The organism is Variovorax davisae, assembly GCF_030316845.1.
Lineage (GTDB): Bacteria > Pseudomonadota > Gammaproteobacteria > Burkholderiales > Burkholderiaceae_C > Variovorax > Variovorax davisae.
On sequence record NZ_JASZYS010000017.1, the window covers coordinates 1 to 24,465 of the forward strand.

Here is a 24,465-nt window from a genome sequence, read left to right on the forward strand (position 1 = left end):
TCGCCACCCGCAGCGACCTGGCGCGCCGCTGGCACGACCTGATGGACGTCAACGCCGGGCGCATCGCCGACGGCGAGGCCAGCATCGAAGATGTGGGCTGGGAGCTGTTCAGGCTCATGCTCGACGTCGCCAGCGGCCGCAGGAAGACCTGGGCCGAGCAGTGGAAGCTGCACAACGCGCTGGTGCTGTTCAATCCGGCGCCTGTGACCTGAGACCTTCAGAACGCAAAAAAGCCCGCACACCGGCGGGCTTTTTTCTTGGCAGCGAGCGGCGACTTGCGCCGCTCGGCATGCGCTCAACGCGTCGGCTTGAAGCCGCGCGGCTTCTGCGCATCGCGCGGCACGAACACCTTGCCGCCACCGCCGCCGCCATGGCCGCGGGGCGCGAAGCCGTCGCCATGGCCGCGCGGCGCGAAGCCCTCGCCACGACCGGCGCCGCCACCACCGAAGCCGCCGCCGCGCGGGGCGCTGTCGCCCCAGCCCGGCTTGCGGCCGTAGCCACCGCCGCCTTCATCGCGGCCGCCGCCGAAACCGGCATTGCCCGCATTCTGGAAGCCGCGCGGTGCACCGGCGCCCGGGCCGCGTGCATTGCGGTCGTTGAAGCCGCTGGCACCGGCGTAGTTGCTGCCGCCGCCGAAGCCGCCGCCATTGCCGCCGCGATGGCCACCGCCGCCGCCGAACTTGCGGTCGCGCGAATGGTTGTCACGGCTGTCGCGGCCGCGGAAGTCGCCCTGCGGCGGGCGCGATTGCGGCGCACGCTGCTGCGGCTCGAGACCCGGGATCACCTCGGACTTGAACTGCTGGCGGGTGTAGCCCTCGATGTCGAAGATCCGGCGGCGGTCGCGCTGCTCGGCGAAGGTGATCGCCAGGCCGTCGCGGCCGGCACGGCCGGTGCGACCGATGCGGTGGGTGTAGTCCTCGGCCTTCATCGGCAGGCCGTAGTTGAAGACGTGCGTGATGGTCGGCACGTCGATGCCGCGCGCAGCCACGTCGGTCGCCACCAGGATCTGCACCTGGCCCTGGCGCAGCGCCATCAGGCGGCGGTTGCGCAGGCCCTGGCTCAGGGCGCCGTGCAGCGCGACAGCGCTGAAGCCGTCCTGCTGCAGGTCGTTGGCGAGGCCGTCGCACTCGACTTGCGTGCTGGCGAACACGATCGCCTGGTTGATGGTCGTGTCGCGCAGCCAGTGGTCGAGCAGCTTGCGCTTGTGCTGCATGTTGTCGGCCCAGAACAGGCTCTGCTTGATGTTGGCGTGCTTTTCCTGCGGGCTGTCGATGGTCACGCGCTGCGGCTCGCGCATCACGCGCTGGGCCAGCTGCTGGATGCGCGGCGCGAAGGTGGCGCTGAACATCATGGTCTGCTGGCGTTCGATCGTGAGCTGGTTGACTTCGGCCAGGTCGTCGGAGAAGCCGAGGTCGAGCATGCGGTCGGCTTCGTCGACCACCAGGAACTTGACCTGGTCGAGCTTGATCTGCATCGAGCGCTGCAGGTCGAGCAGGCGGCCCGGCGTGGCGACCACGAGGTCGGCGTTCTGGAGCTTGGCGATCTGCAGCTGGTAGGGCATGCCGCCCACCACGTTGGCGATGCGCAGGCCGCGGCAATGCTTGACCAGGTCGATGGCGTCGTGCGCCACCTGCTGGGCCAGCTCGCGCGTCGGGCACAGGATCAGGGCGCCGGGCGTGGCGGCCTTGAAGTGGCGCGAATTGGTCGGGTCCTTGCGCTTGGGCTTCTTGGGCGGCGCTTCGCCGCGGGCGGCGGCTTCGGCGGCCAGGCGCTGGAACTCGGCCCTGCTGGCGGCTTCGGCTTCGGCCTGGCGCTGCAGCAGGGTGTGCAGCACGGGCAGCAGGAAGGCGGCGGTCTTGCCGCTGCCGGTCTGGCTCGACACCATCAGGTCGACGAAGCGGGTGGCGCCATCGGCACCGCCGCTGGCGGTCATGGCGCGCGGAATCACCTGCTCCTGCACGGTGGTTGGCTGGGTGAAGCCCAGGTCCTCGACCGCGGCGATCAGCTCGGGCGCCAGGCCCAGCTTGATGAAGCCGTTCGGCAGCTTGGGTTCGGCGGCGGTCTCGACCGCGTCCAGGGCCTCGAGCTCGGGCACTTCGGCGGCAACGGAAAGCGACTCGCTGATCACGGGGGAAACAGCGAAATCATCGGATTGCACAGGCGCGAACTCGCCCTGCGCTTCAAAAGCGTCGGTCATTGATTCAATCTCAAACGCGAGCGCTGCCGCAGGCGGCGCCCCGTCGGGTGGTGAAAAACATCAACCATCCAACGACGTTCAGCCGTCGACTCTCGTCGGGGCTGCGGCCCGTGATTCAGTCACTCAGCGTGACTCGGGCGCGATGTGCAAGATAGGGAGATGCAAGAAAACGCTGAAGGCTGTTCAGCGAAGCCTCGAATTATGGCATGAATCGGGGTTTTTACCTAATCTTCAATCCTGGAGCTTGAGGAAGGTGTCCCGGTAGTGCGCGAGTTCCTCGATCGACTCGTGGACATCGGCCAGCGCGGTGTGGGCCTGCTGCTTCTTGAAGCCGTTGTAGGCGGCCGGCTTCCAGCGCTTGGCGAGTTCCTTGAGCGTGCTGACGTCCAGGTTCCGGTAGTGGAAATAGGCCTCCAGCTTGGGCATGTACTTGACCAGGAAGCGCCGGTCCTGGCCGATCGTGTTGCCGCACATCGGCGAGCCGCTCTTGGGGATGTAGCGCGAGATGAACTGCATCAGCTCCTTCTCGGCCGCCGCCTCGTCGACCGTCGAGGCCTTGACCTTGTCGATCAGCCCGCTGCGCCCGTGCGTGCCCTTGTTCCAGGCGTCCATGGCGTCGAGCAGCGCGTCGCTCTGGTGGATCACCAGCACCGGCCCCTCGATGCGGGGTGTCAGGTCGGGTCCGGTGACGACCACCGCGATCTCCAGCAGGCGCTCTTTCTCGGGGTCCAGGCCGCTCATCTCGCAGTCGAGCCAGACGAGGTTCTGGTCGCTCTTCTTGAGCGTGGCGGGGGCGGTCGGTTCGGTGGTTTCGGGCATCGGGCGATTGTCGTCGATGGCCCGGCGCCGCCCGGCGCGCCGGACGCCCCTGCTGACAGCAGGCCGACCGGCGCGCCCGGCAGGAGACCCGGCAGGCAGGGGGCTAAACTCGGCCGCCATGCCCAGCCCCCTGCCCGCCTCCCTCCTCCTCACGATGGCCTTCGCGCTCGCGCTGGTCGCGGGCCTGGTCGTGAAGTTCTGGCTCGCCAGCCGCCAGGTGCGCCACGTCGCGCGCCACCGCCATGCCGTGCCGGCCGCCTTCCGGCAGGCCATCACGCTGGACGCCCACCAGAAGGCCGCCGACTACACGGTCGCCAAGACCCGCTTCGGCCTGCTCGAACTGGCCTGGGGCGCGGCCGTGCTCCTGGCCTGGACCCTGTTCGGCGGGCTCGACCTGCTGAACCGCCTGCTGCTCGACCTGCTGGGCGGCGGCATGTGGCAGCAGCTCGCGCTGCTGGCCGCCTTCGCGCTGATCGGCGGCCTGGCCGAACTGCCCTTCACGCTGTGGCAGACCTTCAGGCTGGAGGAGCGCTTCGGCTTCAACAAGATGACCTGGCGCCTGTGGCTCACGGACGCGGCCAAGGGCGTGCTGCTCGGGGCGCTGATCGGCCTGCCGATCGCGGCGCTGATCCTCTGGCTCATGGGCGCCGCCGGCAAGCTGTGGTGGCTGTGGGCCTGGGCCGCGTGGATGGGCTTCAACCTGCTGCTGATGCTGGTCTATCCGACCTTCATCGCGCCGATCTTCAACAAGTTCAAGCCGCTCGACGACCTCGCCCTGAAGGAGCGCGTCAATGCGCTCATGCAGCGCTGCGGCTTCGCCGCCAAGGGCCTGTTCGTGATGGACGGCAGCACCCGCAGCGCCCACGCCAACGCCTACTTCACCGGCTTCGGCGCCAGCAAGCGGGTGGTCTTCTACGACACGCTGCTGCGCCAGCTCAGTGCCGGCGAGGTCGAGGCCGTGCTGGCCCACGAGCTGGGGCACTTCCGCCACAAGCACGTGATGAAGCGCATGGTCGCGATGTTCGCCCTGAGCCTGGCCGGCTTCGCGCTGCTCGGCTGGCTCTCGGCGCACAGCTGGTTCTACACCGGCCTGGGCGTGCAGCCCAACCTGCTGGCGCCCAACGACGCGCTGGCGATCCTGCTGTTCATGCTCGCGCTGCCGGTGTTCGGCTTTTTCGTCGCACCGCTGCCGGTGCTGGTGTCGCGCAAGCACGAGTTCGAGGCCGACGCCTATGCCATCGCGCAGACCAGCGGCGCCGACCTGTCGGCGGCCCTGCTCAAGCTCTACCAGGACAACGCGTCGACCTTGACGCCCGACCCGCTGTTCGTGAAGTTCTACTACTCGCATCCGCCGGCCTCCGAGCGCCTCGCCCGCATGGCGGCCGCCTGAACCGAAAGCCGACCATGAGCAGCATGCTGAAAACCAAAGACTGGAAGACCCAGGCGCGCCGGGCGCTGAGCGCCACCGAGATCGTCGCCGCACTGTCGCGGCTCGAGGGTTGGAAACTCACGGGCGACGGCCCGGACGTCGCGATCGAGAAGCGCTTCGCCTTCGCCAACTACTTCGAGACCATCGCCTTCGTCAATGCGCTGGCGCTGGTGGCCCACCGGCACGACCACCACCCCGACCTCTCGGTGCACTACAACCGCTGCGTGGTGCGCTTCAACACGCACGACGTCGGCGGCCTCTCGGCGACCGACTTCGAGTGCGCGGGCCAGGCCGATGCCCTGCTCGCCTGATTTCCGCATGGAAAGCGCCCTTGGCTAAGCAGCAGCGCGGCGGCAGCACCGGCGCAGCCCTCCACGACGGGCTGGTGGTCGCCAGCCACGGCCGCCACTGCATGGTCGAGACCCCCGACGGCACGCGCCTGATCTGCCATCCGCGCGGCAAGAAGAGCCAGGCCCTGGTCGGCGACCGCGTGCAATGGCAGGCCAGCGAGGACGAGGGCACGATCGAGCGCGTGCTGCCGCGCAAGAACCTGTTCTATCGCCAGGACGAGATCCGCACCAAGTCCTTCGCGGCCAACCTCGACCAGGTGCTGATCCTGATCGCGGCCGAGCCCGAATTCTCGGAAACCCAGCTGACGCGCGCCCTGATCGCAGCCGGCGCCGAGCGCATCACGCCGGTCATCGCGCTGAACAAGAGCGACCTGGCGGTGCCCTTCGAGCGCGCCTCGAAGCGGCTGGAGCCCTACCGCCGCATGGGCTATCGCGTGCTGCCGATGTCGCTCAAGGCCGACGGCGGCGCCGGCCATGGCGAGCTGACCGAATTGCTGGCGGGCAAGGTGACGCTGGTGCTGGGCCCCTCGGGCGCCGGCAAGAGCACGCTGATCAACCTGCTGGTGCCCGGCGCCAGCGCGCTGACCGGCGAAATCTCGCAAGCGCTGAATTCCGGCAAGCACACCACCACCAGCACCACCTGGTACTGGGTCGACCCGGCGCGCACGACCGCGCTGATCGACTCGCCGGGCTTCCAGGAATTCGGGCTGCACCACATCGCGCCGATGCAGCTCGCCCACCTGATGCCCGACATCGCGCAGGAAGCCACGGCCTGCAAGTTCTACAACTGCAGCCACCTGCACGAGCCGGGCTGCGGCGTCATCGCCCAGGTCGAGTCGGCGACGCAGGCCGGGACGATCAGCGCCTCGCGCTACCGCATCTACGGCGAGCTGTTCGCCGAGCTCAGCCAGACCAGGTACTGAGCGCTAGGAAGATCCGCCCAGGATCTCGCCCAGCGCCTCGACCAGCGCACCGCACTGCTCCCGGGTGCCGACGCTGATGCGCAGGTACTGCGCGATGCGCGGCTGGGCGAAATGGCGCACCAGCACCGCGCGGGCGCGCAACGCCGCCGCCAGGGCCGCCGCATCGTGCGCGGGATGGCGCACGAAAAGAAAGTTGGCCTGCGAAGGCAGCACCTCGAAGCCCAGGTCCTCGAGCTGCAGCGCCAGGCCTTCGCGGGTGTCGATCACGGCATCGCGGGTCTTCGCGAACCAGGCCTCGTCCTCGAGCGCGGCCACGGCGCCGGCGCTGGCGAGGCGGTCGATCGGGTACGAATTGAAGCTGTTCTTGACCCGCTGCAGCCCGTCGATCAACGGCGCCTGCCCGCAGGCGAAGCCGACCCGCAGCCCAGCCAGCGAGCGCGACTTCGACAGCGTCTGCACCACCAGCAGGTTCGGATGGCGGGCCACCAGCGGCAGTGCGCTCTGGCCGCCGAAATCGACGTAGGCCTCGTCGACCAGCACCACGCGCTCGGGGCAGGCCGCCAGCAGCGTCTCGATCTGCGCCAGCGGCAATCCGCGGCCGGTCGGTGCGTTCGGGTTGGCGACCACGATGCCGCCGCAGCCCGCCCTGGCCCGCTCGGCCAGCGCGTCGGCGTCGATGCGCAGCGCCTCGTCGACCGGCTGCAGCGCGCAGGCGATGCCGTAGAGCTGCGCGTAGACGCGGTAGAAGCTGTAGGTGATGTCCGGCAGCAGCAGCGGCGCGTCCTGCTGGAAGAACGCGAAGAAGGCATGCGCCAGCACCTCGTCCGAGCCGTTGCCGACGAACACCTGCCGGATGTCGAGCCCGTGGCGGGCGGCGATCGCCTCGCGCAGCACGGTCGACTCAGGGTCCGGATAACGCTCCAGCCCCGACTCGGCGGCGCGCTGGATCGCATCGATCGTGCGCGGCGACGGCGGGTACGGGTTCTCGTTGGTGTTGAGCTTGACCAGGTTGGCGATGCGCGGCTGCTCGCCCGGCACGTAGGGCTCGAGCGCCGCGATGCGCGGGCTCCAGAAAGACGGCGTCATCCGAGCAGGCGGGCGAGCGTCAGCAGCGCCAGCAGCACCATCCACATCACGACCGAGCGCCAGACCAGGCCGACGACGCTGCGCAGGTGGCCGGGCTCGGGTTCGCGCCCGGGCGTGCTGCCGCCATCGGGCAAGGCGCCCCCGGCGAACGACTCCCCGGCCTGGGCGCGCGACAGCGGATCGTTGACCGGGACCGTGCTCAGCGTGCCGCCGCCGAGGCTCACGTTGACCGCGCCGGAGGTGGCCGCCAGGATCACGCCGTCGTTGCCGTTCGGGAAGCGGCGGGCGTCGTTGCGCCAGCAATCGATCGCCTCCTCGAAGCTGCCGACCACCGCGAAGCCCAGCGCCGTGATCCGCGCCGGCAACCAGTCGATGACGCCCCAGGCGCGGCCCGCGGCCTGCTGGACCCAGATGCTGGAGGGCTGCATCGAGGCGCCGTTCTTGTGGGCCCAGTAGCGCGAGACGAATTCGCTCATGCGATAGAAGACCGCACCGGCCGGCCCGAGGCCGACCGCCGCGAGGATCGAGAACCAGGCCAGCACGCCGAACACGTGCCGATGCGCCGCGATCACCGAATGCTCGATCACGTGGCGCACGATCTCGCTGCGCGGCAGGTTGGCTGCCTCGACCTGCTGCCAGTGGGCCAGCAGCGATCGCGCCAGCGGCTCGTCGCCTTCGTCGAGGGCATCACGGATGCCGGTGAAATGGTGGCTGAACTGGCGAAAGCCCAGCGTGACGTAGAGCAGCGCGATGCTCCACAGCACCGCGAAGGGCAGCCCCAGCGTGAGGATCAACGCCCAATGGACCGCCAGCGCCAGCAAGGTCGGCACCCCCACCGCGAGCGACCACGCGACCCAGCCGTGGTGCGGCTTGCCGGCATCGAAATTGCGGCTGGTCCAACGCGTCCACGCCAGCACGCCGCCGTAGACGGGGTTGTGGTAGGCCAGCGGGCGCACCTGCTCGATCAGCAACGCGCAGAGGATCGCAAAGAAGCTCATTGCTCGATGATAGCGACTGCCCCGGGGCGATCCGGACGCCCCGCGCCCCCGCTCAAGCGCTGAGGAAGCGGTAGAGGTTGCGCAGCATGCCGGCGGTCGCGCCCCAGACGAAGCGCTCGTGCGGCCCGTCCTGGTAGGGCATCGACAGCCACTCGCGCGCCGTCGCGTCCTCGCCGACCATGGCATGGCGGCGATGGTTGGCGGGATCCATCAGGAAGGCGAACGGCACCTCGAAGGCCGCCTCGACCTCATAGGAATTGAGGTTCAACTCGAAGCCCGGTCGCACCAGCGCCACCACCGGCGTCACGATGAACGAGGTGACCGTGGTGTAGGTCGGCAGGCTGCCGAGGACCTCGATGTAGTCGGCCGACAGGCCGACCTCCTCCCAGGCCTCGCGCAGCGCCGCGGCGGCGGTGTTGGCGTCCTCGGGGTCGACCCGCCCGCCGGGGAAGGCGACCTGCCCCGAGTGGTTCTTCAGGTGCGAGCTGCGCTCGGTCAGCAGCACCGTCGGCTGCTCCCGCATCACGATCGGCACCAGCACCGCGGCCTGCGCCGGCGCGCGGTCGAACATGCGCGGCTCGCGCCGCACCTCGGGCGTCCAGTCGGGCGGCGTGGCGAAGCGCGCGCGCAAGGCCCGGGCCCCGAGCTGCGCCGGATCCACCGCGGGCAGGCCGCTGTCGACACCGATCGGCGGCACCTCGCGCGGGTCGAAGGACTGCAAGGCCGGCGGGACGACGGCGTTGATGACTTCGACGGGAGAGGCGCGCATGGCCGGCGGTGATGTGGTCAAAAAAATGGGTCTCGACGAGTAAAAACGCAAAAAGCCCCGGCGCGATGACCAGGGGCCGACAACTAAATCACGAACAGTCCGTCCGCGCTCGGCGCCAATGCAAAAAGCCGCCTCGGACGGCGGCTTTCTGCACGGCAAGGGCGCGCTGCTTATTTTGCAGCCGCTGCGGAGGGGGCCTTGCCCGGCAGCTTTTCCTTGATGCGTGCCGAACGGCCGCTGCGCTCGCGCAGGTAGTACAGCTTGGCGCGGCGGACGTCGCCGCGGCGCTTGACTTCGATCTTGGCGATCAGCGGGCTGTAGGTCTGGAACGTGCGCTCCACGCCTTCGCCGCTGGAGATCTTGCGCACGATGAAGCCGCTGTTGAGGCCACGGTTGCGCTTGGCGATCACGACGCCTTCGTAGGCTTGCAGGCGCTTGCGCGAGCCTTCGACGACGTTCACGCTGACGATGACCGTGTCACCGGGCATGAAATCGGGAATCTGCTTGTTGAGCCGGGCGATTTCTTCCTGCTCGAGGGTCTGGATGAGGTTCATGATGTCCTGAGTTCGATCTTGTCCGCGCTACACAAAAGGCGCTGTGGGCTCGATGGCGCGACCTGGGGTCGCTTCACTGAACCCGGCGCGGCCGGCCAGAGGATCGGGGAACCGAGGATTATAGCTTTTTTTTGAGCGTCTTCTCGTCGATCGCGCCGAGGCGGCCGGCCTGCCTGGCCGCGTCGATCAGATCGGGCCGCTTGTCGCGGGTGATGGCGAGCCGCTGGTCGCGGCGCCAGCGCTCGATCTGGACATGGTGGCCCGACATCAGCGGCGCCGGCACGCCCTCGCCGCGCCATTGCTCGGGACGGGTGTAGTGCGGGCAGTCGAGCAGGCCGTCGAGCGCCGGATTGAAGCTGTCCTGCACGTGGCTGGCCTGGTCGCCGAGCACGCCGGGCTGCAGCCGCGCCACCGCATCGAGCAGCGCCATGGCCGGAATCTCGCCGCCGGAGAGGACGAAGTCGCCCAGGCTCAGCTGGTGCGTGACGCGAGCGTCGATGAAGCGCTGGTCGATGCCCTCGTAGCGGCCGCAGACCAGCACCGCGCCCTCGCCGCCCGCCCATTGCTCGACCTGCGGATGGCGCAGGGTCTCGCCGATCGGCGAGAACAGCAGCACCGGGGCCGCGGCGCCGCGGGCGGCCAGCGCCGCGTCGAGGCAGGCCGACAGCGGCTCGGCCATCATGACCATGCCGGGGCCGCCGCCGAAGGGGCGGTCGTCGATGCGCCGGTAGTTGCCCTCGGCGAAGTCGCGCGGGTTCCACAGCACCACCTCGACCTGCTTCGATTCGTAGGCGCGGCGCGTCACGCCGCTCGCCAGAAAAGGCGCGAACAGCTCGGGGAAGAGAGTGATGACGTCGAAGCGCATGGCGGCACCGGGGCCGGGCCTGGACGGCTCAGTAGTCGGGCTGCCAGTCGACCGTGATCAGCCGACCCGCCAGGTCGACCTTGTCGACGAAGGCCGAGACGAAGGGCACCATGCGCTCGACCGGCTTGCCGTCCTCGGTCGCATCGAGCACCAGCGTGGTCTGCGGGCCCGAGGCCAGCAGCTCGCGCACGCTGCCGAGCGCCACGCCTTCACGGTTGACCACCGCCAGGCCGATCAGGTCGACCCAGTAGTACTCGTCGTCGCCGGCGGTCGGGAAGCTGGAGCGCGGCACGAACACGCGCGCGCCGCGCAGCGCCTCGGCCGCATTGCGGTCGGGCACGTCTTCGGACGAGGCGACGATGACGTCGGAATGTTCCTTGGCTTCGCGGATCGCGAGCTTGAACGCCTGGCTGCCCGCTGCGCCCGGGGGCTGGAGCAACCATCGCTTGGAAGAGAACAGCGCCTCGGGTTCGGCGCTGTGGGGCAGGACCTTGAACCAGCCCTTGATGCCCCAGGCATCGGCGATGCGCCCGACTTCGATCGCATCCGCCGGCAATTCGGCGGCTTCGAGGGTGGGCAGCATCGCCTCGGCTACAGCTTAGGCCGCGGCCTTGGGGGCCGCGGCAGCGGCTTGCTTGATCAGGCGGGTGACCGTGGGCGAGGCTTGCGCGCCGACGCTCTTCCAGTAGGTCAGGCGGTCCTGGGCGATGCGGATGCTTTCCTCGTTTTCCTTGGCGGTCGGGTTGTAGAAACCCAGGCGCTCGATGAAGCGGCCATCGCGGCGAACGCGCTTGTCCGACACGACGATGTTGAAGAACGGACGGCCTTTGGAACCGCCGCGGGAGAGTCGAATGACGACCATGATTTATCCTTGGGGTGGTGCAGCAAACCCGCAAGGTTCGCCCACAGTGTTCTTTCAGCGTCGAGACACGCGACATGGCCACCCGGCCAGCGACACGCTGAAAAGCCCATGATTATAGCCCGCTCTCCCGATTCTCCAATTGCTGGCCCCGCCAGACCCCCCGAATGATCCAGATCCGCCCCAGCCGCGACACCGACGTCGCGGCCATCACCGCCATCTACGCCCACCACGTGCTGCACGGCACGGGCACCTTCGAGACCGATCCGCCGAGCGCCGCCGACATGGCCTCACGCCGCGCCGACGTGCTGTCGAAGAACCTGCCCTACCTGGTGGCCGAACGCGACGGCGAGCTGCTCGGCTTCGCCTACTGCAACTGGTTCAAGCCGCGCCCGGCCTACCGCTTCTCGGCCGAGGACTCGATCTACCTGGCCGATGGCGCCCGCGGCCAGGGCCTCGGCGCCCAGTTGCTGGCGGCGCTGTCGCAGGCGGCCGAAGCGGTGGGCGTGCGCAAGCTGATCGCGGTGATCGGCGACTCGGCCAATGCCGGCTCGATCGGCGTGCACCGCGCCCAGGGCTTCAGCCACGTCGGCGTGCTGAAGGACTGCGGCTGGAAGTTCGGCGAATGGCGCGACGTGGTGCTGATGGAGAAAGTGCTGGGCGAAGGCAGCACCACCCGTCCGGAATGAAAAACAAGACCGTGGCCGCCTGGCTGGCCTTCCTCGGCGGGCCGCTGGGGCTGCACTGCTTCTACCTGCGTGGCTTCTCGAGCCTGCTCGGCTGGCTGCTGCCGATCCCGACCGCGCTCGGCCTCTACGGCCTCGAGCGGGTGCGCCTGTACGGCAGCGACGACGGCCTGAGCTGGGCCTTGCTCCCCCTGCTGGGCTTCACGATCGCGGGCTGCGCCCTGACCGCCATCGTCTACGGGCTCATGACGCCCGAGAAGTGGAATGCGCGCTACAACGCCGGGCGCAGCGGCGACGCGGCGGCCGGCAACACCAGCTGGCTGACCATCGGCGCCGTGGTGCTGGCGCTGTTCTTCGGCAGCACGATCCTGATGGCCAGCATCGCCTTCAGCTTCCAGCGCTACTTCGAGCACGAGATCGAAGCCGGCCGGAGGATGTCGCAGTGACTCAGAAGACCTGGATGCCGATCCAGTAGGCGATCGCCGCCACGAAGGCCGAGGCCGGGATCGTCAGCACCCAGGCCCAGACGATGTTGCCGGCCACGCCCCAGCGCACCGCGCTGGCGCGCTGCACCGAGCCGACGCCGACGATCGCGCCGGTGATGGTGTGGGTGGTCGACACCGGGATGCCCAGCGCGGTCGCCAGGAACAGGGTCAGCGCACCGCCGGTCTCGGCGCAGAAGCCGCCGACCGGCTTGAGCTTGGTGATCTTCTGGCCCATGGTCTTGACGATGCGCCAGCCGCCGAACATGGTGCCGAGCGAGATCGCTGCATAGCACACGACGATGGTCCAGGTCGGCGGCAGCGTCGAATCGGCGGCCGCGTAGCCGGTGGCGATCAGCAGCATCCAGATGATGCCGATGGTCTTCTGGGCGTCGTTGCCGCCGTGGCCGAGGCTGTAGGCGCCGGCCGAGATCAGCTGCAGCGTGCGGAACCACCGGTCCACGCGCGACGGCGTCGAGCGCCGGAACACCCACGCCACCAGGATCATCATGAACGAGCCGAGCAGGAAACCGAGCAGCGGCGAGACGAAGATGAAGGCCACCGTCTTCCAGATGCCGGCCGCGATCAGCGAGCTCGAGCCGGCCTTGGCGATCACCGCGCCCACGATGCCGCCGATCAGCGCATGCGATGAGCTGCTCGGAATGCCGTAGTACCAGGTGACCAGGTTCCAGCTGATGGCGCCGACCAGGGCGCCGAACACCACGTGCACGTCGACGATGCCCGGCTGCACGATGCCCTTGCCGATCGTCGCCGCCACGCTCAGGTGGAAGACGAAGATCGCGATCAGGTTGAAGAAGGCCGCGAACACCACGGCCTGGCCGGGCTTGAGAACGCCGGTCGAGACCACGGTGGCGATCGAGTTCGCCGCGTCGTGGAAGCCGTTCATGAAATCGAAGGCGATGGCCAGTGCGACCAAACCCACCACCACCCAGAGGGCGACCTGAACCGTTGCCATTCGAAGGATTCCGTTGCTTCAGGAGTTCTCGAGGACGATGCCCTCGATGACGTTGGCGACGTCCTCGCACTTGTCGGTGATGGTTTCGAGCAGCTCGTAGATCGCCTTGAGCTTGATCACCTCGCGGACGTCGGGCTCCTCGCGGAACAGCTTGCTCATGGCGCTGCGCATCACGCGGTCGGCATCGGATTCGAGCCGGTCGATCTCCTCGCAGGTCTTCAGCGTGGCCTCGGCGGTGGCCGGGTCGGTGATCTTCGACAGGAACTTGACCGCGTCCTTGACCCGCTCGCAGCACTTCACGCTCAGCGTGGTGAGGCGCGTGATCTCCTCGGTCATGTGGCGCACGTCGTAGAGCGCCATGGTCTCGGCCGAGTCCTGGATCAGGTCGGCGACGTCGTCCATGGTGTTGATCAGCTTGTGGATCTGCTCGCGGTCGATCGGCGTGATGAAGGTCTTGTGGATCAGCCGGTTGACGTCATGCGTCACGCGGTCGGCCGCCCGCTCGGCGTTGTCGACGTCGCGGTTGTACTGCTCCCGCAGGTGCAGGTCGTTGTAGTTGGCCACGAGCTGCTCGAACGCGCGCGCGGCTTCGACGATGCGGTCGGCGTGCTGATTGAACATCTCGAAAAAATTCCCCTCGCGGGGCAGCAGCTTGCCGAACATGGCGCTCTCCTGGGTTCATGGGTCGTCGCAAGCACATGCCGGTGACGCCATCGTGAAAAACCGCGCAAGTGTAATGGGCGGGCCCGAAATGGCCTTCAGAGCCGCTCGATCCGCTGGTCCGCCACCTGTGCGAGTTGCTGGGACGTGACCTGCTCCGGGGCGATTTCCGCCAACGGCAGCAGGACGAAGGCGCGCTCGGCCAGCCGCGGATGCGGCAGGCGCAGCTGCGGGGTGTCGAGCACCGCGTCGCCATGGCGCAGCAGGTCGAGATCGAGGGTGCGCGGGGCGTTGCGATAGGGCCGCTCGCGGCCGGCACCGGCTTCGAGGCGCTGCAGCTCGGCCAGCAGCGCGTGCGGATCGAGCCCGGTCTGGAGCGCCACCACCGCGTTGACGAAGTCGGGGCCGCCCGCATTCACCGGCGCGCTGCGGTAGAGCGACGAGCGGGCGCTGACGCGGGTACGCGGCAAGCGGTCGAGGTCGTCCATGGCCCGGAGCACGGTCTCGCGCGCGTCGCCGAGATTGGCACCGATCGCGACGAAGGCCCTACTGTCCATTCACTCCGCCGCCACACCGCCGGCCTCGCCGGCACCGCCGCTGCGCGGCTTGCGCCGGCGGCGGCGCTTGCGCGGCGCATCCGAGACCTCGCCGTCGGGCGGCAGCGCGGTGTCGGCGTCTTCGCCCTCGGCCGGGCCGCCGGCGCGGCGCTCGGCCGGCGCCGGGGCCGGCGCGCGGGCCGGCACGCGCTGGCGGGTCTTCTTGTGCTGCTCGTCGCGCACCTGGTCCATCAGGTCCTGGCGGCGGATGTCGTCGGCGGTGCTGAATTCCTGCCACCACTCGGCGATCGCCTCGCCGACCTCGCCGACGTCGGCGCGCAGGCGCATGAAGTCGAAGGCGGCACGGAAGCGCGCCTGCTCGACCAGGCTGTGCGGCGTGCTGCCGCTGCGCTTGTCGAAGCGCGGCTGCATCATCCAGATCTCGCGCATGTCGGCGGCCAGCTTGCCGCGGCCCGAGACATCGCCGATGCGGGCGTTGAAGACATCGTCGATCGCGTCCTGCAGCGCCGGGAACGGCGGCTGCGGGCGCTGGCCGTGCCGACCCTCGACCCGCTGGGCCCAGCCGTCGCGCACGTCGGCCCACAGCACGCAGGCCAGCAGGAAGCTCGGCGCCACCGGCTTGCCCTCGCCGACCCGGCGGTCGGTGTCCTGCAGCGCGGCATGGACGAAGGGCGTGTCGGCGCGCTCGACCACGACGTCGAGCAATGGATAGATGCCGGTCGCGAGGCCGAGCTTGCGCAGCTGCGCCACCGTGGCCACCGCGTGGCCGGTCTGCAGCAGCTTGAGCATCTCGTCGAACAGCCGGCTCTGCGGCACGTCGGCCAGCAGCCGGCTCGATTCGACCAGCGGCGCCGCGGTCTTGGGCTCGAGCTTGAAGCCCAGCTGCGCCAGCTTGGCCGAGAAGCGGATGGCGCGGATGATGCGCACCGGGTCTTCGCGGTAGCGCGTGATCGGGTCGCCGATCATGCGCAAGGTGAGCTTCTTCGCATCCTTGATGCCGTTGTGGTAGTCGACCACGACCTGGCTGGCCGGGTCGTAGTACATCGCGTTGACCGTGAAGTCGCGGCGCGCGGCGTCCTCTTCCTGCGGGCCCCAGACGTTGTCGCGCAGCACCCGGCCGCTGGCGTCCACGGCGTGCTTCATGCCCGCGAGTTCGCCCTTGCTGGTGCGCTCGTTGCCGGCCACCTGCTCGGCGCCGGCGTTGTCCATGTAGGCGCGGAAGGTCGAGACCTCGATCACCTCGTGCTCGCGCCCGCGCCCGTACACCACGTGCACGATGCGGAAGCGCCGGCCGATGATGAAGGCGCGCCGGAACAGGCCCTTGACCTGCTCCGGCGTCGCATTGGTGGCGACGTCGAAATCCTTGGGGCGCAGCCCCAGCAGCAGGTCGCGCACCGCGCCGCCGACCACGTAGGCCTCGTAGCCGGCCTGCTGCAGCGTGGTCACCACGTTCCGGGCGCGCTCGTCGACCAGCGCCGGGTCGATGCCGTGGACCGAGGCGTCCACCTCCTGCCGCTTGCCGAAGCGGGCCTTGCCGCCGGAGCCCGGAGCACCGGATTTGCCGAGGAGTTTGTCGATGAATTTCTTGATCATTGGGGAGAGGGCTTGAGCCCTATTCGTTTTCGAGCATCGACCGGATCAGCGGGATGGTGATCGCGCGCTGGGTCTGCAAGGCATAGCCGTCGAGCTGCGCGAGCAGCTCCATCAGGCTGCCGAGGTCGCGGCTGAAGCGGTGCAGCATGTAGTCGAGCACCTCGTCGGACAGCACCACGCCGCGGTCGTCGGCCGCCTGGCGCAGCACCGCGCGCCGTTCGGCCTCGCTCAACACCTGCAAGTGGAACACATGGCCCCAGCCCAGCCGGGTGCGCAGGTCCTCGCGCAGCGGCAGGTCGGCCGGCGGCAGGGCGCCGGCGGCGACCACGCCGCGCTGCAGGCTCTGGGCGTTGACGAACCAGTTGAAGGCCGCGTGCTGCTGCACCGCGTTGTAGAGATGGACGTCGTCCAGCAGCACCGCGCCCCAGCGCTCGTCGAACTCGGGCGGGTTGACGGCCGCCGGGTCGAGCCAGCCGACGCTGGCGCCCTGCTCGCGCAGCGCGCCGCGGACCGCCTCCAGCAGGTGCGTCTTGCCGCTGGCGCCTTCGCCCCAGAGGTAGGTCGGCACCGGCGAATGGAGGGTGGGCGCGCGCGCGTCGCCGACCCACAGCTGCAGGTGCCGCAGGGCCGGCTCGTTCGGCCCGGCGAAGAAGCCCGCCAAGGTCGGGCCGCTGGCGATGCCGATGTCGAGCGCGAGCTGCTTCATGCCATGACCGCCGGGGGCGGCTGGGAGGGCGCGGACGACGCGAAGAAAGGGTTCATGAGGGATTGGCGCAGGACACGAAGTGGCAAGCGGGGGCCGGGTCGACCAGCGCCCTTAAAATCGTGGCGAATTCTATCGGCCCGCCCAGATCGGTTGCCGGCCCTCATTGTCCTCCTCCTTCCGCCCTCCCCTCTTCTGCCCGGTCCGACCATGAACTCCAACTCCACCACCCCGCTCAGCTACAAGGACGCCGGCGTCGACATCGATGCCGGCGACGCGCTGGTCGACCGCATCAAGCCGCTGGCGAAAAAGACGATGCGCGAGGGCGTGCTGGCCGGCATCGGCGGCTTCGGGGCCCTGTTCGAGGTGCCCAAGCGCTACAAGGAGCCGGTGCTGGTGAGCGGCACCGACGGCGTCGGTACCAAGCTCAAGCTGGCTTTCGAATGGAACATGCACGAAACCGTCGGCATCGACCTGGTGGCCATGAGCGTCAACGACGTGCTGGTGCAGGGCGCCGAGCCGCTGTTCTTCCTCGACTATTTCGCCTGCGGCAAGCTCGACGTCGACACCGCCGCGGCGGTGGTCGGCGGCATCGCCCGCGGCTGCGAACTGAGCGGCTGCGCGCTGATCGGCGGCGAAACCGCCGAAATGCCCGGCATGTACCCGGCCGGCGAGTACGACCTGGCCGGCTTCGCGGTCGGCGCGGTCGAAAAGTCGCTGATCCTGACCGGCAAGGACGTCCGGCCCGGCGACGTCGTGCTCGGCCTGGCATCGGCCGGCGTCCATTCCAACGGCTTCAGCCTGGTGCGCAAGGTGATCGAGCGCGCCGGCGCCGACCTGCCCGCCACGCTCGACGGCAAGCCTTTCCGCGAGGCCGTGATGGAGCCCACCCACCTCTACGTCAAGCCGGTGCTCGAGGCGCTGGGCAAGCACCCGATCAAGGCGCTGGCCCACATCACCGGCGGCGGCCTGCTCGAAAACATCCCGCGCGTGCTGCCCGAAGGCACGGCCGCCCACCTGAAGAAGGGCAGCTGGCCGCAGACCGAGCTCTTCGCCTGGCTGCAGAAGGTGGCCGGCATCGACGACATCGAGATGAACCGGACCTTCAACAACGGCATCGGCATGGTGGTGGTGATCGAGGCCGCCCATGCCGCCGCCTGCGCCGCCACGCTGCAGGCGGCCGGCGAGACCGTGCACACCATCGGTGTGATCGCCGAGCGCGGCACCGGCGCGGCCGTGGTCGTCGCCTGAAGCGCCCCGCCCGCGTGAGCGACCCCAACGCTGCCCCTTCGCGCTCCGTCGTCACGGCGAGCTACCTGCTGATGGCGGCGGGGCTGCTGCTGATCATGTGGCAGGGGTTGCTGCCGGGCCTGCTGTCCGCGTGCATCGGCTTCCTCGGCACGCGCTGGCTGGCGCGCGCCTTCGATCTGGCGCTGCGCCGGCGCCGCAAGATCAGCGCCAACGACCCGGCCTGGAGCGCGGCACCTGCGCTGCCGCGGGTGACGGCGGCGACGCTGGTGATGCTGGCGCCGATCGGCCTGCTGATCCTGGGCTTCTCCGAGGCCCGCGAGTTCGTGCTGAATGCGCCCGAGCAGTACAAGGAACTGCTCGACTACATCGCCCGCACGGTGCTCGAACTGCGGCTCAAGCTGCCACCGGACATCGGCGCCTACCTGCCGGAAGGTTCGGGCGAGGTGCAGCGCATGATCGCCAACTACCTGCGCGGGCAGGCCGGTTCGCTGGCGCTCACCGGCCGCGCCTGGCTCGGCGGGCTGCTGTTCGCCTATGTCGGCCTGATCGTCGGCTCGCTGGCCGCCGTGGCCATCCAGCCGCCCTCGCGCCGGCCGCTGGCGCGCGAACTGCGCGCGCGCATCGTGCTGTTCGGCGAGGCCTTCGGCCAGATCGTCGCGGCGCAGTTCTGGATCGCGGCCTTCAACACCTTCCTGACCGCCCTCTTCCTGCTGTTCCTGCTGCCGCTGTGGCACATGGAGCTGCCCTACACGCCGGCGCTCATCACCCTCACCTTCGTGGCCGGCCTGGTGCCGATCGTGGGCAACCTGATCTGCAACACGGTCATCACGCTGGTCGGGCTGTCGGTGTCGCCGCTCACCGCGCTGGTCTGCCTGGGCTTCCTGATCCTGATCCACAAGGCCGAATACCTGATCAACGCCAAGGTGGTGGGCAGCCGCACCCAGATGTCGGTGTGGGAACTGCTGGCCGTGATGTTCGTCGCCGAAGCGGTGTTCGGGCCGGCCGGGCTGGTGGCGGCGCCGCTGTTCTATGCCTACCTCAAGAAGGAACTGAAGACGGCGGGCCTCGTCTGATGTCCGAAAATGATCGAATCCGGTCCGCCGAGGCCGGGACGGAAAGCCGCCGCTCCTGAAAAATCTGGCGCATCATCCACTTTCGCTCCGGAGATGCCCCCCATGACCAGCTGTCTGATAGTGATCGACGCACAGGAGTCGTTCCGCCACCGCCCGTATTTCGACGCGCACGCCCTGCCGCCCTACCTGGCGGCGCAGAACGCACTGATCCATGGCTTTGCCGCCGCCGGCGCGCCGATCGTGCGGGTCTTCCACAGCGACGGGCCGGCGCTCGCCAGCAACGCCTTCGCGCTCGAATCGGGCCATGTGCGCCCGCTCGAGGGCCTGGCGCCCTTCGAGGCCGCCGCCACCTTCACCAAGCGCCGCCACAGCGCGCTGGTCGGCACCGGCCTCGACGTCTGGCTGACCCAGAACCGCATCGAGCGCCTGGTGGTCAGCGGCATCCGCACCGAGCAATGCTGCGAGACCACCACGCGCCATGCCTCCGACCTGGGCTGGCAGGTCGACTACGTGACCGAGGCGACGCTGACCTTCGACATGGTGCAGCCCGACGGCCGGCCGCTGCCGGCAGCGGACATCCAGGCCCGCACCGCCACGGTGCTCGACGGCCGGTTCGCCAAGGTGTGCAGCGCCGAGGAAGCGCTGGCCCGGCTCGCCGAATCGACATCATGAGCCCAGGCGGCGAGACGCTGCGGGTCGCGATCCTGGCCTTCGACGACGTCGAGGCCCTGGACCTTGCGGGCCCCTACGAGGTCTTCACGACCGCCTCCCGCATGCACCAGCGCGACGCGGCCGGCATGGCGCCGCCGTTCGAGGTGCAGTGCGTCGCCCGTTCCAGGGCGCCGGTGCGCATGCGCGCCGGCCTCCAGGTGCTGCCGGACCGCAGCTTCGAAGACCCGCCAGCGGTCGACTTGCTGATCGTCCCTGGCGGCGTGGTCGATGCGGCGATGGCCTGCGCAGCGACGCGCGAATGGATCGCCCGTGCCAGCCGCGAGGCCCGCATCACCGCCTCGGTCTGCACCGGCGCCTTCCTGCTGGCCGCCAGCGGCGCGCTGCACGGCGAAACGATCGTCACCACCCATTGGGAAGACGTCGCGGACCTGCGCGCCCGCTTCCCGGCGCTCGACGTCCGCGAAGGCGTGCGCTGGGTCGACCAGGGCCGCATCGTCAGCTCGGCCGGCATCACGGCCGGCATCGACATGAGCCTGCACCTGGTGGCCCGCCTGGCCGGCGAGCCGCTGGCGCTGCGCACCGCCCGGCAGATGGACTTCGCATGGACGAAGGCCTAGCGGCCGGCGCCGCAGATCCCGTCCGGGTCGTCTTCGCGCTGCTGCCGCACAGCCTGGTGCTCGACTGGGCCGGCCCGGCGGAAGCGCTGCGCATCGCCAACCAGCTTCGGGTGGCGGCCGGCCTGCCGCCCCGTTTCGAACTGGTGTTCGCGAGCCCCGAGCCCGAATCGGCCAGTTCGGTCGGCGTCCGGCTGGCCGGCCTGCAGCCGCTGCCGGCGGACTGGAGCGCGCCGACCTGGGTGGTGCTGGTCGGACTGCCGGGCGAGGCCATCGCGGTCGACAACCCGCCGGCGCGGGCCCTGCTGCACTGGCTGCGCGGCCTGCGGCTCGAAACCGGCCGGCTCGAACTGGTCACGGTCTGCGCCGGTACCCTGCTCGCGGCCCATGCCGGCCTGCTCGCGGGCCGGCGCGCGACCACCCACCACCACCACTTGGAGGAACTGAAGCAGGTCGAGCCGCGCTGCGAGGTGGTCGCCAACCGCGTCTTCGTGCTCGATGCGCCGCTCTACAGCAGCGCCGGCGTCACCACCGGCATCGACCTGATGCTGCACCGCATCGGCCAGGCCTGCGGCGAGACCCTGGCCGCCCGCGTGGCCCAGACCATGGTGGTGGCGATGCGGCGCGGCCCGCAGGACCCCGAGTTGTCGCCCTTCCTGGCCTATCGCAACCACCTGCATGCGGCGCTGCACCGGGTCCAGGACGCGGTCAGCGAGGCGCCCCAGGCCGACTGGACGGTGCCGCGCATGGCCGACGTCGCCCACACCTCGCCGCGCCACCTGACGCGGCTGTTCGTGGAGCATGCCGGCGTCGCGCCGCTGGCCTACCTGCGCCGGCTGCGGCTGGCCACGGCGCAGCTGGCGCTGCGCTCGGGCGCCAACGTGACGCGGGCGGCGGAACTGTCGGGCTTCGGCTCCGACACCCAGCTGCGCCGCGCCTGGCGCCAGTTCGGGCTGCCTGGCTCGCCCTCGACGCCAACCTGAATCCGGCCGGCGCGCTAAAGATATCCGCAGAAGCGAAGAATGTGGCCGTCCGGCTCTCGGATGGCGAATTCGCGCAGGCCCCAGGGCTGGGAGGTCGGCGCCTCGACCACCTGGACCCCGCGCTTCACGTAGGCCGCATGCAGGCCATCGATGTCCTGCCCGACGTGGATCACGATCTCGCCGCGCCACGGGCTGGCCTCGCGCCGCCCGCACTGCCAGAGGCGCAGATAGACCGGGTCGCCATAGCTGCGGTCGCCCTTCTTGACCCGCGCATAACTCGGCGGCTCGCCCGCGATGAAGTCGAGGTCGAAGCCCAGCACGTCGCAGAAATAGCGCGCCGCGCGCGCCGCATCGGCCACCGGCAGCACCGGCTGGACGCCATGGAACTGGTGCCGGGTGCCAAGGTCGGCCAGCGGCGCCTGGGCGGATTCCATCAGAACTCCGCCCGGCGCAGCGCGGCCACCCGCTCGGCGATCGCGTCGAGGTCGAGCGCGTCCTCGGCATGCGCGAGGTAGGTCTCGAGGTCGCGCACCGCGAACGCGGCATTGCCCTGTTCGGCGTGGGCCAGGCCCCGGTCGCGGTGCTCGCCCCAAGCCTCGGGCAGCAGCGCCACCAGCCGGTCCTGGACCGCGATGGCGCGCTGCCAGTCTTCCTGGGCCTGGTGGATCTCCTTCAGGTTGCGCAGCATCCGGCCGATGATCTCGCGCGGCGTCGCCGGCTGCAGGTACAGGCCCAGCGGGACGTCGAAGTCGCCGACCAGGCCGTTGCTGCGCTTGTAGGGCTCGAGCCGCTCGCTCAGCTCTTCGCGCGAGAGCGACTTGCCGGTGAAGGGATCGATCACCACCTGCCCCTTCGGCAGCGTGACCTTGAGCATGAAATGGCCCGGAAAGCCGACGCCGCGCGCCTGCAGGCCCAGCCCCTGGGCCAGCTCCATCCAGAGCACCGCGAGCGAGATCGGGATGCCGCGCCGGGTGCGCAGCACCGCGTTGAGGTAGCTGTTGTCGGGGTCGTAGTAGTCGTTGACGTTGCCGCCGAAGCTCAGGTCATGGAAGAAGAACTGGTTCAGCGAGCGCAGCCGATGCAGCGGCGCCGCGTCGGCCGGCAGGCGCCGCTTGAGGCGGGCGAGCAGCTGGTCGACATCGCCCAGCACCTGCTGGACGTCGAGTTCGGGGTATTCGTCCTGGGCCAGGCTCGCGGCCGCCTCCAGCAACGGGAACTGCTCGTCGCTCTTCACGAGCGATTCGAAGTATTCGAGAGCGGTGGGCGTCGAGAAGCGGAACGTCATGTGTCTTTGTAGAGGAGCGGACGGGGACCGTCAAGGCGCCACGGCGATCAGCGGCGCACGAAGCTGCGAAGCTTCAGGCCGGTCAGCGCGAGCAGCGCGAAATAGAGCAGCGCCCCGCCCGCGACCAGCGCGGCCAGCAGGCCGATCCGCTGCAGCCGATGGGCCTGCAGGCCGATCCAGTCGAAATGGCGGTCGCCCCAGAACAGCAGCACGCCGAGCACGGCGGAGGCGAACAGCACCTGGAGCAGGAACCTGCCCCAGCCCGCCAGCGGCCGGTAGCTGCCGCGCCGGATCAGCCCGACCAGCAGCCACAGCGCGTTGACCAGCGCCCCGATGCTGATCGTCAGCGTCAGCGCCGCATGCTGCAGCAGCGGCACCAGGAAGACGTTGAGGATCTGGGTCAGCACCAGGACGCCGACCGCGATCAACATCGGCGTGCGGGTGTCCTGTTTCGCGTAGTAGCCGGGCGCCAGCACCTTGATCGCCACCAGGCCGACCAGGCCGACGCCGTAGCCCATCAGCGCCACGCTGGTGCGCTGCACGTGCAGCGCGCTGAACTCGCCGTTGTGGAACAGCACCGCCACCAGCGGGCGCGCGAACACCAGCAGCGCCAGCGCGCAGGGCACCGCGAGCAGCACCACCAGGCGCAGGCCCCAGTCCAGCATCGCCGAGTAGCGCGCGTCGTCCTTGGCGGCGCGGGCGCTGGCCAGTTGCGGCATCAACACCACGCCGAGCGCCACGCCCAGCATCGCGGTCGGGAACTCCATCAGGCGGTCGGCGTTGGTGATCCAGCTGACGCTGCCGGTTGCCAGGTGGGAGGCGATCTGGGTGTTGATCAGCAGCGAGATCTGGGCCACGCTGACGCCGATCAGCGCCGGCAGCATGAGCCGCATCACGCGGCGGGTGGTCGCATCGCGCCAGGCGTCGCGCAGGGCGCCGAAGCTGGCGCCGATGCGCGGCATCATGCCCAGGCCGCGCAGGGCCGGGATCTGGATCGCGAGTTGCAGCAGGCCGCCCACCATCACGCCGACGCACTGGGCATAGATCGGCTCGATGCCGAAGCGCCTGAACAGCGGCGCCCCCCCCACGATCGCCGCGATCAGCGCCAGGTTCAGCAGCACCGGCGAGGCCGCCGGCACCGCAAACTTGCGCCAGGTGTTGAGCACGCCGCCGGCCAGCGCCACCAGCGACATGAAGCCGATGTAGGGGAACATCCAGCGCGTCATGACCACCGCGGCGTCGAAACCCTGCGGGTTGCGCTGCAGGCCGCTGGCCATGGCCCAGACCATCAGGGGGGCGCCGGCGACGCCCAGCGCGCAGACCACCACCAGGGTCCAGGTCAGCAGGGTCGCCACGTGGTCGACCAGCGCCTTGGCGCCGGGGTCGCCGCCCTCGGTCCGGGTGGCGGCCAGCACCGGCACGAAGGCCTGGCTGAAGGCGCCCTCGCCGAACACCCGCCGGAACAGGTTCGGGATGCGGAAGGCGACGTAGAAGGCGTCGGTCATCGCGCTGACGCCGAACACCGAGGTCATGAGGACGTCGCGGATCAGGCCGGTCACCCGGGAAGCGAGCGTCAGGAGCGAGACGGTGGAGGCGGATTTGAACAGGGACACGGGGCAGAAGTGTAGGCGCCCGCGCGTGCTCTTCCGGAGCCTGGCGGCGGTTTGGCGCAACTCGCCTATAATGGAGGGCTTTGCTGCATCATCCCCAGACCCTCAAGGAACACTGAATATGGCATCCGCCAAGCCCAAGAAGAAGAACCCGCGCCTCGCGTCGGGCCGTAAACGCGTCCGCCAGGACGTCAAGCTCAACGCCGCGAACACCTCGCTGCGCTCGAAATACCGCACCGCCGTGAAGAATGTCGAGAAGGCCGTGCTGGCCGGCGACAAGACCAAGGCGGCAGAAGCCTTCGCGAAGGCCCAGAGCGTCGTCGACACGGTCGCCGACAAGGGCATCTTCCACAAGAACAAGGCCGCTCGCGACAAGAGCCGCCTGTCGGCCAAGGTCAAGGCCCTGGCCCTCGCCCCTGAAAAGGCCGTCGCCGCCTGACGCTATCAGGCAAACAGCCCGGATCGGTTCGC

28 protein-coding genes and 1 pseudogene are annotated in these 24,465 nt (G+C 69.5%); 12 read left to right on the plus strand and 17 right to left on the minus strand.

Going from position 1 to position 24,465, the window contains the following annotated elements:
- Window positions 1-212 (plus strand): annotated as a pseudogene (locus tag QTI33_RS29450) (UxaA family hydrolase); the annotation flags it as partial.
- An 83-nt stretch (window positions 213-295) separates the two neighbouring features.
- Here the strand turns inward: QTI33_RS29450 and QTI33_RS29455 are convergent.
- Together QTI33_RS29455 and orn are read right to left on the minus strand one after the other, a co-directional pair.
- Window positions 296-2,197, minus strand: coding sequence for a DEAD/DEAH box helicase (locus tag QTI33_RS29455; protein ID WP_286510040.1), 1,902 nt, complete (start codon window positions 2,195-2,197; stop codon window positions 296-298).
- Between the two features lie 231 nt (window positions 2,198-2,428).
- Window positions 2,429-3,016, minus strand: coding sequence for an oligoribonuclease (gene orn, locus QTI33_RS29460; RefSeq protein ID WP_286510041.1), 588 nt, complete (start codon window positions 3,014-3,016; stop codon window positions 2,429-2,431).
- A gap of 118 nt (window positions 3,017-3,134) precedes the next feature.
- Between orn and QTI33_RS29465 the strand changes: the two genes are divergently transcribed.
- The 3 genes from QTI33_RS29465 to rsgA are packed head-to-tail and all read left to right on the plus strand — an operon-like array spanning window position 3,135 to window position 5,718.
- Window positions 3,135-4,406 carry a M48 family metallopeptidase gene (locus QTI33_RS29465; RefSeq protein WP_286510042.1) on the plus strand — a complete coding sequence of 424 codons (1,272 nt, stop codon included), beginning with the start codon at window positions 3,135-3,137 and terminating at the stop codon, window positions 4,404-4,406.
- Window positions 4,407-4,420: 14 nt separating this feature from the next.
- Window positions 4,421-4,756, plus strand: coding sequence for a 4a-hydroxytetrahydrobiopterin dehydratase (locus QTI33_RS29470; protein WP_286510044.1), 336 nt, complete (start codon window positions 4,421-4,423; stop codon window positions 4,754-4,756).
- On the plus strand, window positions 4,723-5,718 hold the full coding sequence (rsgA, locus tag QTI33_RS29475) for a ribosome small subunit-dependent GTPase A (protein WP_444814908.1): 996 nt from the start codon (window positions 4,723-4,725) through the stop codon (window positions 5,716-5,718). The genes QTI33_RS29470 and rsgA overlap by 34 nt, the downstream gene beginning before the upstream one ends.
- Window positions 5,719-5,721: 3 nt before the next feature.
- Here rsgA and hisC read toward each other — a convergent pair whose 3' ends face one another.
- The 7 genes from hisC to rpsP all read right to left on the minus strand — a co-directional run bounded on the left by hisC (window position 5,722) and on the right by rpsP (window position 10,852).
- Window positions 5,722-6,804: a histidinol-phosphate transaminase gene (gene hisC / locus QTI33_RS29480; RefSeq protein WP_286510046.1), complete on the minus strand. Its 1,083-nt coding sequence runs from the start codon at window positions 6,802-6,804 to the stop codon at window positions 5,722-5,724.
- A complete protein-coding gene (locus QTI33_RS29485) occupies window positions 6,801-7,802 on the minus strand; it encodes a CobD/CbiB family protein (RefSeq protein WP_286510047.1) in 1,002 nt (333 codons plus the stop codon). Before QTI33_RS29485 ends, hisC begins: the two co-directional genes overlap by 4 nt.
- A gap of 52 nt (window positions 7,803-7,854) precedes the next feature.
- Window positions 7,855-8,571, minus strand: a complete 717-nt coding sequence (locus QTI33_RS29490) for a CoA pyrophosphatase (RefSeq protein WP_286510048.1) — start codon at window positions 8,569-8,571, stop codon at window positions 7,855-7,857.
- 170 nt (window positions 8,572-8,741) lie between these two features.
- Window positions 8,742-9,125, minus strand: coding sequence for a 50S ribosomal protein L19 (gene rplS, locus QTI33_RS29495; RefSeq protein WP_286510050.1), 384 nt, complete (start codon window positions 9,123-9,125; stop codon window positions 8,742-8,744).
- A 118-nt stretch (window positions 9,126-9,243) separates the two neighbouring features.
- On the minus strand, window positions 9,244-9,990 hold the full coding sequence (gene trmD, locus QTI33_RS29500) for a tRNA (guanosine(37)-N1)-methyltransferase TrmD (RefSeq protein ID WP_286510051.1): 747 nt from the start codon (window positions 9,988-9,990) through the stop codon (window positions 9,244-9,246).
- Between the two features lie 28 nt (window positions 9,991-10,018).
- Window positions 10,019-10,573, minus strand: a complete 555-nt coding sequence (gene rimM, locus QTI33_RS29505; protein WP_286510053.1) for a ribosome maturation factor RimM — start codon at window positions 10,571-10,573, stop codon at window positions 10,019-10,021.
- A 15-nt stretch (window positions 10,574-10,588) separates the two neighbouring features.
- Entirely contained in the window at window positions 10,589-10,852 is a 264-nt protein-coding gene (rpsP, locus tag QTI33_RS29510) for a 30S ribosomal protein S16 (protein WP_028248676.1), read from the minus strand.
- Between the two features lie 164 nt (window positions 10,853-11,016).
- On the opposite strand from rpsP, the gene QTI33_RS29515 reads away from it, so the two are divergent.
- Together QTI33_RS29515 and QTI33_RS29520 are read left to right on the plus strand one after the other, a co-directional pair.
- The gene (locus QTI33_RS29515; RefSeq protein ID WP_286510054.1) at window positions 11,017-11,538 is read left to right on the plus strand and encodes a GNAT family N-acetyltransferase; all 522 of its coding nucleotides are present in this window, start codon (window positions 11,017-11,019) and stop codon (window positions 11,536-11,538) included.
- A complete protein-coding gene (locus QTI33_RS29520) occupies window positions 11,535-11,981 on the plus strand; it encodes a TM2 domain-containing protein (RefSeq protein WP_286510055.1) in 447 nt (148 codons plus the stop codon). The genes QTI33_RS29515 and QTI33_RS29520 overlap by 4 nt, the downstream gene beginning before the upstream one ends.
- Before the next feature lies 1 nt (window position 11,982).
- Here the strand turns inward: QTI33_RS29520 and QTI33_RS29525 are convergent, their stop codons facing one another.
- The 5 genes from QTI33_RS29525 to hda all read right to left on the minus strand — a co-directional run bounded on the left by QTI33_RS29525 (window position 11,983) and on the right by hda (window position 16,509).
- Window positions 11,983-12,993 carry an inorganic phosphate transporter gene (locus tag QTI33_RS29525; protein ID WP_286510056.1) on the minus strand — a complete coding sequence of 337 codons (1,011 nt, stop codon included), beginning with the start codon at window positions 12,991-12,993 and terminating at the stop codon, window positions 11,983-11,985.
- A gap of 18 nt (window positions 12,994-13,011) precedes the next feature.
- Window positions 13,012-13,656 (minus strand): DUF47 domain-containing protein, encoded by a 645-nt coding sequence (locus tag QTI33_RS29530; protein ID WP_286510057.1) that lies wholly within the window; start codon window positions 13,654-13,656, stop codon window positions 13,012-13,014.
- A 95-nt stretch (window positions 13,657-13,751) separates the two neighbouring features.
- Window positions 13,752-14,210 (minus strand): 2-amino-4-hydroxy-6-hydroxymethyldihydropteridine diphosphokinase, encoded by a 459-nt coding sequence (gene folK, locus QTI33_RS29535; RefSeq protein ID WP_286510058.1) that lies wholly within the window; start codon window positions 14,208-14,210, stop codon window positions 13,752-13,754.
- Window positions 14,211-15,803, minus strand: a complete 1,593-nt coding sequence (gene pcnB / locus QTI33_RS29540) for a polynucleotide adenylyltransferase PcnB (RefSeq protein ID WP_286510060.1) — start codon at window positions 15,801-15,803, stop codon at window positions 14,211-14,213. It lies immediately after the preceding gene.
- A 19-nt stretch (window positions 15,804-15,822) separates the two neighbouring features.
- Window positions 15,823-16,509, minus strand: a complete 687-nt coding sequence (gene hda / locus QTI33_RS29545) for a DnaA regulatory inactivator Hda (protein ID WP_286510061.1) — start codon at window positions 16,507-16,509, stop codon at window positions 15,823-15,825.
- A gap of 207 nt (window positions 16,510-16,716) precedes the next feature.
- On the opposite strand from hda, the gene purM reads away from it, so the two are divergent.
- The 5 genes from purM to QTI33_RS29570 all read left to right on the plus strand — a co-directional run bounded on the left by purM (window position 16,717) and on the right by QTI33_RS29570 (window position 21,099).
- Window positions 16,717-17,757 (plus strand): phosphoribosylformylglycinamidine cyclo-ligase, encoded by a 1,041-nt coding sequence (gene purM, locus QTI33_RS29550; RefSeq protein WP_286510062.1) that lies wholly within the window; start codon window positions 16,717-16,719, stop codon window positions 17,755-17,757.
- A 71-nt stretch (window positions 17,758-17,828) separates the two neighbouring features.
- Complete coding sequence (locus QTI33_RS29555) at window positions 17,829-18,830, plus strand: AI-2E family transporter (protein WP_286510250.1); 1,002 nt, start codon at window positions 17,829-17,831, stop codon at window positions 18,828-18,830.
- Between the two features lie 102 nt (window positions 18,831-18,932).
- Complete coding sequence (locus tag QTI33_RS29560) at window positions 18,933-19,502, plus strand: isochorismatase family protein (RefSeq protein ID WP_286510064.1); 570 nt, start codon at window positions 18,933-18,935, stop codon at window positions 19,500-19,502.
- Window positions 19,499-20,119, plus strand: coding sequence for a DJ-1/PfpI family protein (locus QTI33_RS29565; RefSeq protein ID WP_286510066.1), 621 nt, complete (start codon window positions 19,499-19,501; stop codon window positions 20,117-20,119). The genes QTI33_RS29560 and QTI33_RS29565 overlap by 4 nt, the downstream gene beginning before the upstream one ends.
- The gene (locus tag QTI33_RS29570) at window positions 20,104-21,099 is read left to right on the plus strand and encodes a GlxA family transcriptional regulator (RefSeq protein ID WP_286510067.1); all 996 of its coding nucleotides are present in this window, start codon (window positions 20,104-20,106) and stop codon (window positions 21,097-21,099) included. The genes QTI33_RS29565 and QTI33_RS29570 overlap by 16 nt, the downstream gene beginning before the upstream one ends.
- 14 nt (window positions 21,100-21,113) lie before the next feature.
- On the opposite strand, the gene QTI33_RS29575 is transcribed toward QTI33_RS29570, so the two are convergent.
- Genes QTI33_RS29575 through murJ form a run of 3 tightly spaced genes read right to left on the minus strand, consistent with a single transcriptional unit; the run spans window position 21,114 to window position 23,997 of the window.
- Entirely contained in the window at window positions 21,114-21,533 is a 420-nt protein-coding gene (locus tag QTI33_RS29575; protein WP_286510068.1) for a bleomycin resistance protein, read from the minus strand.
- Window positions 21,533-22,384, minus strand: coding sequence for a SirB1 family protein (locus tag QTI33_RS29580; protein ID WP_286510069.1), 852 nt, complete (start codon window positions 22,382-22,384; stop codon window positions 21,533-21,535). Before QTI33_RS29580 ends, QTI33_RS29575 begins: the two co-directional genes overlap by 1 nt.
- Before the next feature lie 47 nt (window positions 22,385-22,431).
- A complete protein-coding gene (gene murJ / locus QTI33_RS29585; RefSeq protein ID WP_286510070.1) occupies window positions 22,432-23,997 on the minus strand; it encodes a murein biosynthesis integral membrane protein MurJ in 1,566 nt (521 codons plus the stop codon).
- A gap of 118 nt (window positions 23,998-24,115) precedes the next feature.
- Here murJ and rpsT point away from each other — a divergent pair, with 118 nt between their 5' ends.
- On the plus strand, window positions 24,116-24,433 hold the full coding sequence (gene rpsT / locus QTI33_RS29590; RefSeq protein WP_286510071.1) for a 30S ribosomal protein S20: 318 nt from the start codon (window positions 24,116-24,118) through the stop codon (window positions 24,431-24,433).
- Window positions 24,434-24,465: the final 32 nt, after the last annotated feature.